This window comes from Ulvibacterium marinum, from assembly GCF_003626755.1.
Classification (GTDB): domain Bacteria; phylum Bacteroidota; class Bacteroidia; order Flavobacteriales; family Flavobacteriaceae; genus Ulvibacterium; species Ulvibacterium marinum.
In genome coordinates this window covers 227,669-240,508 of the sequence record NZ_RBCJ01000005.1, presented here as the reverse complement: position 1 = coordinate 240,508, position 12,840 = coordinate 227,669, and the positions used below count along the sequence as shown (strand labels likewise).

The 12,840-nt window shown below is 39.0% G+C and carries 11 protein-coding genes; 4 read left to right on the top strand and 7 right to left on the bottom strand.

The window, feature by feature from the left end:
• Positions 1 to 24 precede the first annotated feature (24 nt).
• Both D7Z94_RS22315 and D7Z94_RS22310 read right to left on the bottom strand, forming a co-directional pair.
• On the bottom strand, positions 25 to 732 hold the full coding sequence (locus D7Z94_RS22315; protein ID WP_120713849.1) for a LytR/AlgR family response regulator transcription factor: 708 nt from the start codon (positions 730 to 732) through the stop codon (positions 25 to 27).
• Positions 729 to 1,799 (bottom strand): sensor histidine kinase, encoded by a 1,071-nt coding sequence (locus D7Z94_RS22310; RefSeq protein WP_120713848.1) that lies wholly within the window; start codon positions 1,797 to 1,799, stop codon positions 729 to 731. Before D7Z94_RS22310 ends, D7Z94_RS22315 begins: the two co-directional genes overlap by 4 nt.
• Positions 1,800 to 2,042: 243 nt before the next feature.
• On the opposite strand from D7Z94_RS22310, the gene D7Z94_RS22305 reads away from it, so the two are divergent.
• Positions 2,043 to 4,394: an outer membrane beta-barrel family protein gene (locus D7Z94_RS22305; protein WP_158594707.1), complete on the top strand. Its 2,352-nt coding sequence runs from the start codon at positions 2,043 to 2,045 to the stop codon at positions 4,392 to 4,394.
• Between the two features lie 93 nt (positions 4,395 to 4,487).
• Here the strand turns inward: D7Z94_RS22305 and D7Z94_RS22300 are convergent, their stop codons facing one another.
• The 5 genes from D7Z94_RS22300 to D7Z94_RS22285 all read right to left on the bottom strand — a co-directional run bounded on the left by D7Z94_RS22300 (position 4,488) and on the right by D7Z94_RS22285 (position 10,942).
• Positions 4,488 to 6,929: a TonB-dependent receptor domain-containing protein gene (locus tag D7Z94_RS22300; RefSeq protein WP_158594706.1), complete on the bottom strand. Its 2,442-nt coding sequence runs from the start codon at positions 6,927 to 6,929 to the stop codon at positions 4,488 to 4,490.
• A gap of 62 nt (positions 6,930 to 6,991) precedes the next feature.
• On the bottom strand, positions 6,992 to 8,047 hold the full coding sequence (locus tag D7Z94_RS22295; protein WP_120713845.1) for a class I SAM-dependent methyltransferase: 1,056 nt from the start codon (positions 8,045 to 8,047) through the stop codon (positions 6,992 to 6,994).
• Between the two features lie 184 nt (positions 8,048 to 8,231).
• Positions 8,232 to 8,507: a nuclear transport factor 2 family protein gene (locus D7Z94_RS26035; RefSeq protein WP_245967291.1), complete on the bottom strand. Its 276-nt coding sequence runs from the start codon at positions 8,505 to 8,507 to the stop codon at positions 8,232 to 8,234.
• Positions 8,426 to 8,734: a hypothetical protein gene (locus tag D7Z94_RS26030; protein ID WP_245967283.1), complete on the bottom strand. Its 309-nt coding sequence runs from the start codon at positions 8,732 to 8,734 to the stop codon at positions 8,426 to 8,428. Before D7Z94_RS26030 ends, D7Z94_RS26035 begins: the two co-directional genes overlap by 82 nt.
• A 195-nt stretch (positions 8,735 to 8,929) precedes the next feature.
• The gene (locus D7Z94_RS22285; RefSeq protein WP_120713844.1) at positions 8,930 to 10,942 is read right to left on the bottom strand and encodes a helix-turn-helix domain-containing protein; all 2,013 of its coding nucleotides are present in this window, start codon (positions 10,940 to 10,942) and stop codon (positions 8,930 to 8,932) included.
• A 560-nt stretch (positions 10,943 to 11,502) separates the two neighbouring features.
• Between D7Z94_RS22285 and D7Z94_RS22280 the strand changes: the two genes are divergently transcribed.
• From D7Z94_RS22280 to D7Z94_RS22270, 3 genes are read left to right on the top strand one after another with little or no spacing between them, the layout of a single operon-like run.
• Positions 11,503 to 12,069 (top strand): RNA polymerase sigma factor, encoded by a 567-nt coding sequence (locus D7Z94_RS22280; protein WP_211341846.1) that lies wholly within the window; start codon positions 11,503 to 11,505, stop codon positions 12,067 to 12,069.
• A gap of 6 nt (positions 12,070 to 12,075) precedes the next feature.
• Positions 12,076 to 12,366 carry a hypothetical protein gene (locus D7Z94_RS22275; RefSeq protein ID WP_120713843.1) on the top strand — a complete coding sequence of 97 codons (291 nt, stop codon included), beginning with the start codon at positions 12,076 to 12,078 and terminating at the stop codon, positions 12,364 to 12,366.
• An 11-nt stretch (positions 12,367 to 12,377) separates the two neighbouring features.
• Entirely contained in the window at positions 12,378 to 12,791 is a 414-nt protein-coding gene (locus tag D7Z94_RS22270) for a hypothetical protein (RefSeq protein ID WP_120713842.1), read from the top strand.
• Positions 12,792 to 12,840: the final 49 nt, after the last annotated feature.

The following is a 12,840-nucleotide window of genomic DNA, read 5'->3' as shown; positions in this document are numbered from 1 at the left end:
TGGAAAGATATTTACATTTTTTTACTAATTCAATTCTTCAAGAGATTTAAACACCGAAGAACTATAACTTTTACCAATAGGGATTTCTAGTTTTCCAATCTCAATATCCTGTTTGGTGTAGGCTGTGACTTTATGCAGGTTCACAATATAAGAACGATGGGTTCTAAGAAACCTATTATCAAGAGTCTGCTCAAAAGATTTCAGGCTTTGTTTTACCAAGTGGTTGTCCTTTCCACAGATAATCTTGATATAATCCCTGACACTTTCAATACATAATATGTCATCAAAAAATACCTTTACCTGCTTTCTATCCTTCCGAACAAAGACATAGTCCTTTTTGGTCACATTGGCACCTTCGCCTAGGACCGTAGAATTTTGTATATGTTCCAAGAATTTCTCTATGGCCTTAAAAAACCGAGCGAAGGAGATGGGTTTCAAGAGGTAGTCAACAGCACTCAATTCGAAACCTTCCAAAGCAAAATCACGATAAGCGGTCGTAAAAATGACCTTGGGCTTGTGTATAAGGTTTTTGAAAAAATCCGTACCCTTTAAAACCGGCATTTCGATATCTAAAAAAAGTAAATCTACTTTTTCCTCTTTGAGGATTTTACTAGCTTCAATCGCACTGGCGCAAGAAGCGATTAGCTCAAAATCATCCAATTGCGTCAAATGTTTCTTAATGAGTCCCCTTGCTAGCGCTTCATCATCGACAATTACACATTTGTACTTCATTTCCTTTTTAGTCTTAGTGCAACTTTATAACTGTCCTCTTCATCGACAATCGTTAACTCATGTGAATTCGGATACAATAATTCCAATTGCTGTTTCACATTCTTGAGTCCGAGAGGTTCTTCATTTTCTGTATTCTCCTCTATAATACCAATGGGTTTTGAATTGCAGATTGAAAACAAAACATCCGTTGTATCGACGGTAAGAGAGATATTGATTCTCGCGTTTTTCAATTCTTGTACGACCCCATGTTTGAAAGCATTTTCCACAAACGTCAGTAACAAAAGGGGGGCCATCTTGTCTTCAGGTTCGACTTGATGATCAAATTCTACTACAACCCGATTTCCATAACGTATTTCTTCCAAAGAAAGATAGTTTTCGATAAGCTCTATTTCTTTTTGAACGGGCACATAATTTTCTTTGCAACGGTAGAGAATGTAATCCAAAATATTCGAAAGCCGTTCAATAACCTCCGGTGTTTTGTCCGATTTGTCCAAGGCCAAAGCGTATAGGTTGTTTAGGGTATTGAACAAAAAATGTGGGTTCAGTTGATTTCGTAAAGCAGTAAGTTCGGCAATTTTTTTTTGCTCGTTGAGCTTTAAATACTTTTGCTGATTCTTATAAAAACGGGCCATCAACAATAGAGCGGTAGGTGTAAGATATAGAATGCACTTACTTAGAAAAACTGAAAAATAGGTCAATCTTTTTCCATAAGACTCAACGGCATAATTTCTTTGTATTTCGTTGTACGAATCAAAGTATTCGACATCAAAATAATACATCTTGACCGCTTGATAAAAGGCATATACGGCCATTAATAAAATAAGCAGCCAAAAGACAAAAAGGCCAGTTTTCTTTTGGTTCAGAAATTTGGGCATCAGTACATACAAACAGGTATAGGCCGTAATAATCTGTGCCAATACGAGGAGTCCGTATGATTCGAACACATGTCTATAACTGCCATACGAACTGACATTGTTCACGGACAGTACAAAATACAAATACACAGCTCCCCAAAACAACAGGTGCCTTACAACAGGGTTCTCAAAATATGTGAGCAATCTATTCATACCTAATTCATAAAAATAATCTTTCTAGGTCGTCATAAAACCAATAGTCTACGAAACCGTGGTTTTGGGCTATGAATACGCCAAAACCAACAATAAAAGCCTTATGGACTATCCGTAGTCCAAAAAGCTGCATTCATCTACTATTTCAAAAACCACTTGTACATAACTATAGCTTTGAAAATAGTCAAAAAGTAAATGATGGTTAAAATTTTAAAGGTTATTGTCGTACTAACCGCTTTAGGGATGCAAAACTACTCTAATGCACAAGCAATCAATTCAATAACAGGCAATGTAATCAATTCAAAAAATAAGGTTTTGTTAGGAAATGCCCTTATTATTTCGCCTATGGATTCTACTATTGTCAAGGGGACAAGTTTTTTTGAGGGAATTTTTGAACTGACCGATTTAAAAGAGAAACGTGTTTTGCTAAAATTAACTTCTCTCGAATTTGTGGATACCTATATCACGGTCGAATACAAAGGCATTTCCGAAATAAACTTGGGCAACATTATTGTTGCCGAGGCGAATAACGAATTGCAAGAAGTAGTTGTTATTGCGAAAACTCCGCTGGTCAAGGAAAGAGCAGATGGTTCTATCGAGGTCAAGGTAGCGAATACCACATTGGCGACCAGTACATCAGTGATTGAAATACTAAGTAGATCGCCTAGTATCGTAACCGATGAGGACAATGGGGTGGAAGTTTTCGGAAAAGGGGCGGCTGTTATATATGTCAATGGTATAAAAGTAGCCAACGAACGGTTATCAACGCTTTCGCCCTCTAATATCGAAAGTATCGAGATCATCAGCAATCCCGGCCCCAGATACGATGCAGAAGGCAATGCCGTCATCAATATTATAACCAAGCGCACTATGGATGAAGGCTCGAAAGGGACGGTAAAAAATTATTATAGTTACAGTGGTTTTGCAGGGTACGACAATAGGACCAATGTAGATTACAATTATTCAAAAGGGAAATGGTCGGTTAATGGAAACTATGGTCTGCTTATAGGGAATGATCGATGGAGTTGGAGAACCTCTCGAACAAGAGATACCACCGAAGACTTTTTCATGTCGGACATCAAAGCGGATTCGAGGAGTAAAATGGAGAATTTTTCAAACTATGGACTTGGCCTTCAATTCAATGCTACCGAAAACAGCTATTTATCGTTGGAATATAATGGAGCCTTTGAAGATCTGGGAGGTACCAGGCTAAGTGAGAATACGATAACCGACAATGAGATCGGCATCTATACTAGTAAACTATCCCGTGATGATAGTACCCTAAAGAATACCCTCAACCTAAATTATTACAATAAAATTGACAGTTTGGGTTCAAATCTTTTCGTTGGAGGCCAGTTTTCCGGTTACAATAATGATTTTGATAATGATATTGATGAATCCAATAGTATCGATGGTATAGAAAGTAATGGCCTGATAAATAATATAGGAGAAAACAATATCAATATTTTCAGTTTACAATCTGACTATACCAAAGCAATTGAGAATTCACATCTTTTGGAATTAGGGATAAAATACGGGTATGTCAACATTAATTCGGAAACCCTGTTTTTTGATATTGACAATATTAGGGCACCGGTCAAAAACGAAGTATTATCTAGCAATTTTGAATATGACGAGAAGGTTCCTGCCGCTTATATTAATTATAAGGGAAGTATATCGGATAGTGTAAACTATAGTTTCGGACTACGGACAGAACTAACGGATATTAAACTATTTACCAGCGTTGACGGTGGCGAAATAATTGAGGACAACTATATTAACTTCTTCCCGAACGCTTCTATAAATGCTAGGTTGTCAGGGGGACTAAGTGCTTATCTTACGTATTCCTCAAGAATAATAAGACCACCTTATAATAGATTGAACCCCTTTGTGGTCTATCAAGATGCTTTTACCTCGGTACGTGGAAACAGAGACCTTCAACCTTCAAAGGTACATTCGATAGAACTCGGATGGGCTTTTAAAAATTGGAGTTTAAAAACAGGATATAACTATACTATCGGTCCAATTACAGGTGGCGCTTTCCAATCGGAAGATAACCCGAGGGAATACATCTTGCAGCAAGTTAACGTTAGCAAAGAGCATGCTTTGTTTGCCACCTTATCCAAGAATATAAACCTAAAATGGTTGAAGTCCATAAACAATCTAAGCTGGAGCTACAATAAGCTTGTGGACGATACGGGAACTTTTGATATTAGTGTGAGTCGACCTTACTATTATGCCTACTCCCAGAATACTTTCGATATCCAAGATTGGTTTACTTTGTATGTCACAGCTTGGTATTTAAGCGACATGCAAGATGGCATCAAGTTGAGAAAAGGCCAATCTTCGGTCAATATAGGCCTAGAAAAAAAAATGTTCAATAATGCTTTTACATTCAATCTTGATTTCAATGACATTTTTTACGACGTGATGTACGATGGTGGATACAGAATAGGCACTACCGATGTTATTTACGCCAACCAGCTCAACACCAATTATGTTCGGCTTTCGGCATCCTATAATTTTGGAAAATTGAAAGAATCCAAATATAACAACAAGAATGTTGGGGAAACTGAAAACAAAAGAGTTCAATAGAGATTTAGTTCGTGCCAAAAAAAGAACCTTTCTTGAGAATCTACTCTTTCTGTCGAAAGAGTCTCATTAACTCCCCGTTTTATGAGACATAATTTAATCAACCCTATTTTTTTCCTCCTCGGTCCCAGTGCCCCTTTGTCTTGCTGACTTGAGTTTACGGTTGCCAAAGCTGTTGGAATAGGTCAGCATAAAGGTACGATTGAATATATCGAAAGTATTTACCGTATTTAAGTTTTGTTCAGGAATATCCGTGACCACTGTCCATTTCACTGCATCGAACAAATCATTTATTTTGAAGCCGATCGTACCCCACTTTTCGCCAAGTTTTTTTTGCACGCCTATATTGAAGCTGTAGAATTCTTCGAGGGTCGAGGTGCCTATAAAGCCAAGTATCGAAGGACTGTTGTAATTAAAGTTGATTTCAGAAGTAAGGTCTTTTGCCATGGTAAATGACTGGGTATGATTGATATTAAGCGAATTTTGTTCAAAGTTGAATAATGTCCCGTTCAATGTTGTTGTGATTTTGGTGTTGAGAAATATAAAACTATTCTGAATTTTCCACCAATTGGTAACCGTCAAAGGTAAACCTAGGGTCAAGGAAAAAATTTGGGAGCGGTCTAAATTCGTAGCTCCGAAAATTAGCCGCTCATTTACCTCGTCGAAACGTGATTGAAATTTGGAAATCGTACCATCTTCAACTGAGTATTGTGCCGACAATATTGCCGATCGATAATTTACATCGAATTTTATCGAATTTGAAATAGCTGGCTGAACCGCCGGATTTCCCGAAAAGAAGGTAGTAGGGTCGACGAAAATGACAAAAGGCGCCATGTCGTTAAAAGTCGGTCTGGTAATACGTCTGGAATAGGAAAAATTTAAATTCAAAGTATCATTTACCTTATGTGAGATATAAGCGGTCGGGAAGAGCTCCCCAAATTGTCTATCGACAACTTTGCCTTGTACATTTGAAACAAGTTCTGAATCGGTATGCTCATAGCGAAGCCCCAATTGCAGATTGGTCTTATCGCTTATGGCATAATCAAGACTTCCATAACCGGCTAGTATGCGTTCTTTGAGATTACTTATGTCAGTCAGACTTGGGTCTTCAATGAAATCTTGCCCTTGAAAAGTGCCAACTGTCACATCGTTGTCGAAGTCGCTGAAAACTCCTTTTACCCCCACTTCCAATTTAACCCTATCGGTCACTTTTTTGTTATAATCCATTTTAATGGCCGTTACGGTTATCGGCGTGGTTTTATCACTTTGGGTAAGTTCTTCCCTTAAGAAATCATTATTGCCATCGAAGAAGCTGTTGGTATACCTTGTGGGGTTTTCGAGGCGGTATTTCAAATAATCCAGATCAATACTAATGAACTCGTCTTCATTGAAATCATGCTTCAAGTTGATATTCGACCCAAAATGTTGCAATTGGTTACGTTCGGTATTCAACAATTCAATAAAAGCCCTTGGTGTGCCGCTTTCTGTCTCCCTGCTTTGGTTTATGGCATCCATAGTCCATTTGTTATCATTGGCCCATACCAACAGGCCCATCACCGTTTTGTCAGATAGTTGGTAATCCAAGCCCGCACGAATGCCATGATTGCGCTGAATCGGGTCTCGATTTGAAATGGTGGAAATGTTGACCGGCAATGCGTTCGTATTACTAAAATTCCGATCAAACTCAAACAATTGACCTTGGGCGTCTCGTTGAAAAGAGTAGTTGCCATAAAGGTTGATTCGGTTTTTTCTGTAATTGAAATTGATATTGTCGGAAGTTGTCGTACCATTACCAACTCCGAACGACAGAGAATAAGAACCATTGAGTCCTACATCGGTCCGTTCTTTGAAAACAATGTTGATGAAACCCGCATTGCCCTCTGCATCGAAATTGGCAGGTGGTGTCGTAATCAATTCAATGGTTTCGATATTATTCGCATTCATGCCCTGCAAAAGTTGCACAACACTCGATGCCGGCATATAACTTTGTTTGCCATTGATCATCACAACGACCCCGTTCTTGCCCACCAATGAAATTGAACTATTCTGCCGATCGAAAATTACTCCTGGTGAGCGTTCAAGAATTTCAAGCGCTGAAGATCCAACGGAGAGAATACTACTTGCCACGTTGATGACCATGCGGTCGATTTTTTGGGCGTATAGATTTTTTTTTGATGACACCGTGACTTCATCCAATTCGACACCTTGGGAAAGTACAATCGTGGACAGTGTTAGTTTTGAACTCCCATCAAATTCGAATGACTCGGTTGAATTTGGTTTAAATCCCATCATGCTAGCAGATACGGTATATGCTCCTTTGGCAACATCCTCCATTAAAAATATGCCGCTCTCATCGGTTATGGCCCCCTTGACCAAAGTGGAATCCCCCGTCTTTAGCAATAATACATTAACATAGGCTAAGGGATCACCCACTTCATCTTGCACTTTTCCGTCAATGGAGTTTTGGCCATATGAAAATAGCGAAGCGGATAAAACTAAAACTCCCAATAGAAAACGATGGTATATTTTGTGTACCATATACATTTGTTTTGTTTTTCGATTTTTAAGGGGGAACTTGACTTAACACTTCGCGGCTGACACTAGGCCTTAGCCTCTAAAATCAAATTGAATGGTGTTTCGGTGGCCCTTCTAAACTGGGTAAAACCGCCCGAAGTCGCTACTTCCCGCAAACGTTTTTCACCGGCTTGGGCACCCAAGGCCAGACCGACTTCCTGATTGAGGGAGCAAGGCGTGCAGAGCGTAGTTGAAAAGGCATAGAAGGCCCTTCCGACGGGATTAAGGTTTTCCTCCAGGGTATCCTTTGCAAAAGGTTCGACTATCATACAAGTGCCATCTGGCTTCAATGCTTTTTTTACATGGGCGCATGCGCCAACCGGATCGCCCATATCGTGTAGACAATCGAAAAAGGCGATAAAATCATAATCTTCTCCCGGAAAGTCTTTAGCGGTAGCCACTTCAAAAGAAATATTGGTTACCCCAGTTTCCTTTGCTCTTTCTCTGGCCTGTTCTATGGATTTATCATGATAATCATATCCGATAAAAGTAGAATTCGGATAGGCCTTGGCCATAATAATGGTGGAAGCCGCATGACCGCAACCGATGTCGGCAACCTTGGCGCCGTCTTTTAATTTGGCCTCGACCCCTTCCAAAGATGGAATCCACTGGTTTACTAAGTTGCTTTCATATGATGGGCTAAAGAATTTCTCCGTGCCACAGAAAAGGCAGGTACTATGGTCTCCCCAAGCCACACCTTCGCCAGATTGGAATGCCTTTTCCATTTTTGGCGCATCAGTATAGACCGATGTAATGGCGTAGAATGCACCGGTCATAAATACGGGGCTATTTTCATCGCCAAAAACAGCCGCTTGTTCAGGCGTCATTGAAAAACTTTTGGTTTCGGCATCATAGGAGACATAGCCAGATGCCGCCTGCGCCGACAACCATTCACGTACGTATCTTTCGGCGGTGTTTGTCTCATCTGCCAGTTCTGTGGAATTCATTGGCCCAGATGCCGCCAAAGATTTGAAAAGCCCCAATTTATCCCCTAAGAGCACCAGAGGTCCATTAGCGGCGGCGCCCATTTCGGTTACTACTTTCCCCAATAATTCGTTTAATTTTTCTTCGTTTAGTTCCATGATTTTTATGTTTAAGTGAATACTCGATTTTAGTTATTCGGGGGAACTAAGTGGTATTGTATGGTTAAGGAAATGGTAAGAAATAGGCTTTTATCATTCTGGTCAAATGGCTGCTATATTTGCGCTCAATGGATTATTCAAGTGGTAATTTTTTTTACCTGGCCTGATATGTCGGGTTTTAATTTTATACCTTATTTAAAGGGGAGTGGTGCTCGTGAACAATTTTCCATCCATTGGTCGTCTTCAAGAACAATAGCGTTATTTGGTCGTTAACGACAACGAGGTCTTGACCGAATTTCAGATGAAAATCAGAATGAAAGGTCACATTGGCCACATCGCCATAGACTGCAATCTGTAAGTCTTTTGCATCGAATTTTACTACTTCTGTGACACCGCCAAAAACAGTGCGTTCAAATGTTTCATTAGCTTCGCCTCCATTACGTGGTTCTCCTTTTTGAATTCGGTAAACTTTGGTCCGTAGGCATGAAATGAAATTAGCTTATCCATGTCCCCGTCTTTAAGGCTATGCGCGATGGCACCGAAAGTTTCCATTATTTCTTGTTGTGCTTCAGGAAATTGATCATTCAACAAATCGATTTTTGCCTCTTGGGCTGAAGCTTTTTCTATGCATTCAGAAATTAAAACTCCGAAGATTAGAAGTGTTGCAAATGTCATTTTTGTTTTCATACTTTAATATTTAAGTGAATACTTGATTCTGTCTTTTCAGAATCTTTTTATCGCCTATAAATCGATGAATCAAAGATGGAAATAAGGCTTGTGTCAAGCCTAATAGACATGTTGCAAGGATGTTAAGCTTTCGGTCAGCGATTAAAATTATGGTGCAGAACCTTCAACTGATGTTGAAAAGGTTATTTGAGAAGATTAATTTTCCAAAGAATTTTTTATCGGTAAGCCAATACTGGAAAACCCTACTTTTTCGTATAAATCGATATATCGAGGGTCGTTTCTGATGGGTGCCAATAACGGTTCTTCGCGTAGCCAGGTCATTTCAACCTCATGTCGATCATAGGACCTTTGTAACCACGTAAAGGTTTTTTCGTAATCTTCAACGGTGGAATAGAATAACGCAAGGAACCAAGCCGGGCTGCCGGATGAACCTTCATTGTATTTGTCGATCAATTCTTTCAAGAACTTTGCCTTATCCTTAGAATTATCATCCATTTGGGCATATACCGCATTCAACCACATTAAAATTGGGGGATAATCAGGGAATTGAGTCAGTAATTTGTGAAGTTGGTTTTTTGATTTTTCGTATTCTCCGAGGTAAAAATATAGTTTCGCGGATTCTCGCAAATAAAACCAGTTATCATTATACAAGGGGTCCGTTTGTGTCAATATTTCTGCGGCTTCATCATTAGAACCTAAATAGAACATGGCCTCTGCTTTAAAGAACGGAAAAAATACATTTGACGGGTCATTTATCATAAGACGTTCAATCGCTTTAAGGGTTTCTTCTGGCCTTCCAGTTTTAATGGGATAATCAAGTGATATGACAGATGGCTTGTCCTCTATGGAATTGTGCAGTATACTTTGATGAAATTTCTCTACAAGTTCAAAATTCCAATCATAAAAAAACCTTCCAGTATTAAGTTCTTCGGCAATCCGTAGATTGTCCGGTTCTATTTTCAGTGCTTGTTTTAAATACGCCTTTGCGTTGCTCCAAGCTTTTTGCTCATCATAAAAACCCCAAACTGACCCACCCATATGCCAAACATTAGCCATTTCTATATAGGGTTGTACAAAATTCGAATCTGCTCCAATTGACTTTTCATAAAGGTTGATAGCATTTGAATATGATAGTTCGTTTCCTTTTTGTCGTTGAAACTCCCCTTGAAGATAATAGGAATAGGCTAGCTTACTTTTGGTAGGAACTTTTTTAATAGCAGCCAACTCGTCATTAGCAATAAAGGCATTCATATTGGCAGCGATACCTTCTACGACTTCGGTCTGCATTTTAAAAATTTCGTCACTCTTCCAATCTCGAGCATATTCTTCCGACCAAATATGTTCACTTGTGAAAGCATCGATCAATTGTAGATTGATTTTAATTCGATCTCCTGAAATCTGTAGATTACCCTGTAATAGTGTTGCAACGCCTAACTCATTTGCTATTTTTTCAATAGTCTTATCGGTTTTCTTATAGGCGTGGGTAGATGTAAATGGAATTACTTTACCGATGGCACTGACCTGTGTGAGTCTTGAAATTACGGCATCGGTCATGCCATCGCTCACATATTCCAAATCTGGTTTTCCCGTCAAGTTCTTGAAAGGTAGTACCGCAATCGATTTCTTATCAGTCGTTTTTTCACTCGCTACATTTCTTTCATGATCTTTTGAAGAAGCATTATAAAAAAATAAAGCTGATGCTATTATTACTAAAAGCAGCCCAACCCAGAGAATGGGTTTTTTACTCAAGTTTTTAGTGGTTTTTGAATTTACAGAATCTAGCGGTAAGCCTTTTGTTATCTCGCGGATGGATTGTTCAGTTCCTTTTTCAACTTCATTGCTGATTCTGGATTTTAGCTCTCCCGGTGTATACCCGTAGAATTTATGAAACGAAGAGCTAAAGTAAGTTGCGCTGCTGAACCCAACACGGTAGGCCACTTCAGAAGCCGTTACATCTTCGTTTTTGAGAATTTCCAAAGCCCTTTTCAATCGATACTCTCTGATGAATTGGCTTGTGGAGATGCCAAGGAGTTTATGCAATTTTCGGTGTAGACTAGATCGACTCATACCCATCGCTTGCGCAAGGCTATCGACCCCGAATTGGTCATTGTGCAAATTGGTCTCGATTACTTTGGTCAGTTTTTTAACTAGCATTTCCTTTGATGATTCTTCTTGAAAATCTTTGCGCAAATTGTCGTCCGAACTCATTTACACTTCGAATTTCTTTAGGGGAAAGATTACAAGTTAAGAAATAGTTATAGCTTTTCAGGCGCGCATTTAAAAAGTGCCGTAAAACGAACCTTTCTTGGGAATCTATTCCTTCAGCTAAAAGAGTCATAATTAACTCGCCGTTTAAAAAACCACACCTCATGGGAAGAAAATCAAACTGGGTTTGATACAGTTCTTCATTATACAGGAATATAATCTCCGTAACATTACACTTTTGTTCGCTGGTAAAAAGATGCCCGGCTTTGGCTTTCCATCCAAAAAAAGTTCAATGCACTCCTTGATTATTACCTTGCTCCCGAGTTGAGCACATAAAGTATTAGTGGTTTTCACAAAAAAATAGAATGATCAAAGGGTTAAACCTTTTACAACTTTAACGGTCAAAGCCCAAAGCTATCATCATATGTCAAACATACCCAATCAGGATTATCTCCCAAATGGGTTGATAGGTTGAGTGATATATATTATAGTCTGGCCGTTGAATGCTCCATTCTGATTGATTAAAATTAAACCTAAGATACGGTTAGAAACGTACTTTATATTTGGGAAAAAGAATCGAAAATATACTGCTTAAAGAAATCTCAAAGGGGAACATAAATGCTTTTGAACAATTGTACTTACTATACAAAAATAAAGTGTACAATACCGCCATCGGTTATCTACAGAACATAGAAGAGGCAGAGGAGGTCACTCAGGACATTTTTTTGACTATTTACCAGAAAGCGGATACGTTTCAGGGAAAGTCCAAAGTAAGTACTTGGATATATAGGATTACGGTCAACAAGGCATTGAACAAGTTGGAAAAAAGAAAAAGAAGTCCTGTTTCTCAAAGAGAGGTCAACGAGCGGGACCGTACCGATTTCGACCATCCCGGTGTCCAATTGGAAAACAAGGAAAAATCACGATTTTTGTTCAAAGCCATAGATGAGCTACCTGAGACCCAAAAAACAGCCTTCGTATTGAGCTTTGTGGAAGGACTTCCAAGACAGGAAGTAGCTGATGTTATGGAAACAACCTTAAAATCCGTAGAAAGTCTGCTGCAAAGGGCAAAATCAAATTTGCGGAAGTACCTAATCGATATCTATCCCGAAGGAAAAACAAAAAAATAATGTCCAATGAACAAACCCAAACTGATGGACGATAGAGAAAAATGGACTGACGGGGTCCTTAAAAGCTTGGAGGGTATAAAAAGGGCCACTCCCAAAAATGATCTGTTCGATAGCATAATTTCAGAAATTCCGGAAAATCGAACAATTTCCATAATGTATTTAGGGTGGGTTGCAGCGGCGGCCTGCTTGATAATTCTTTTGAACGCCTATGTTTTGAAACTGCAGATCGAAAGCGTTCAAGATTCTACAAGGGATGAAGAAAACCAGATTTCGCTGTTGACAGACTATACCTTTTAAAACCTTGTAAGATGAAACGGGAAACACGCTATAAAATCATTATAGGCGCACTATTGATAATCAATGTGGTACAAGTCTCCTCCTTGATACTCACCAAAAGACCTCAAAAGCATTTAAGGGAACATCGAAAACCTGATGCAAAAGAAATGTTGCGTCTTGATGATGAGCAGAACATACAGTTTAAAACCTTTAGCAGAGAACACCATAAATCTATGGTCTCTCTAAAAAAGGAACAGAAGAAATATGTCCGCAGTTATTTTCTACAACCATCGGATTCCCTACTCAAACGTATCAAGGATGTCGAAGAAAAAAAGATATTGGCGACCGAGAAACATTTCAACGATTTAAAATCCGTGTTGCACGAAGAACAACTGCCCGCTTATGAAGATTTCAAGGAGAGGGCCTTGCGATATGTACTACGTTAAAAGTTAATTATTTCAAAAAAAGGGAATCGAGCGAAGGATTTTCTGGGGC

Coding starts and splice junctions, on each gene's coding strand:
- D7Z94_RS22315 (WP_120713849.1), bottom strand. CDS start 732: ATGAAGTACAAATGTGTAATTGTCGATGATGAAGCGCTAGCAAGGGGA.
- D7Z94_RS22310 (WP_120713848.1), bottom strand. CDS start 1,799: ATGAATAGATTGCTCACATATTTTGAGAACCCTGTTGTAAGGCACCTG.
- D7Z94_RS22305 (WP_158594707.1), top strand. CDS start 2,043: ATGCAAAACTACTCTAATGCACAAGCAATCAATTCAATAACAGGCAAT.
- D7Z94_RS22300 (WP_158594706.1), bottom strand. CDS start 6,929: ATGGTACACAAAATATACCATCGTTTTCTATTGGGAGTTTTAGTTTTA.
- D7Z94_RS22295 (WP_120713845.1), bottom strand. CDS start 8,047: ATGGAACTAAACGAAGAAAAATTAAACGAATTATTGGGGAAAGTAGTA.
- D7Z94_RS26030 (WP_245967283.1), bottom strand. CDS start 8,734: ATGAAAACAAAAATGACATTTGCAACACTTCTAATCTTCGGAGTTTTA.
- D7Z94_RS22285 (WP_120713844.1), bottom strand. CDS start 10,942: ATGAGTTCGGACGACAATTTGCGCAAAGATTTTCAAGAAGAATCATCA.
- D7Z94_RS22275 (WP_120713843.1), top strand. CDS start 12,076: ATGAACAAACCCAAACTGATGGACGATAGAGAAAAATGGACTGACGGG.
- D7Z94_RS22270 (WP_120713842.1), top strand. CDS start 12,378: ATGAAACGGGAAACACGCTATAAAATCATTATAGGCGCACTATTGATA.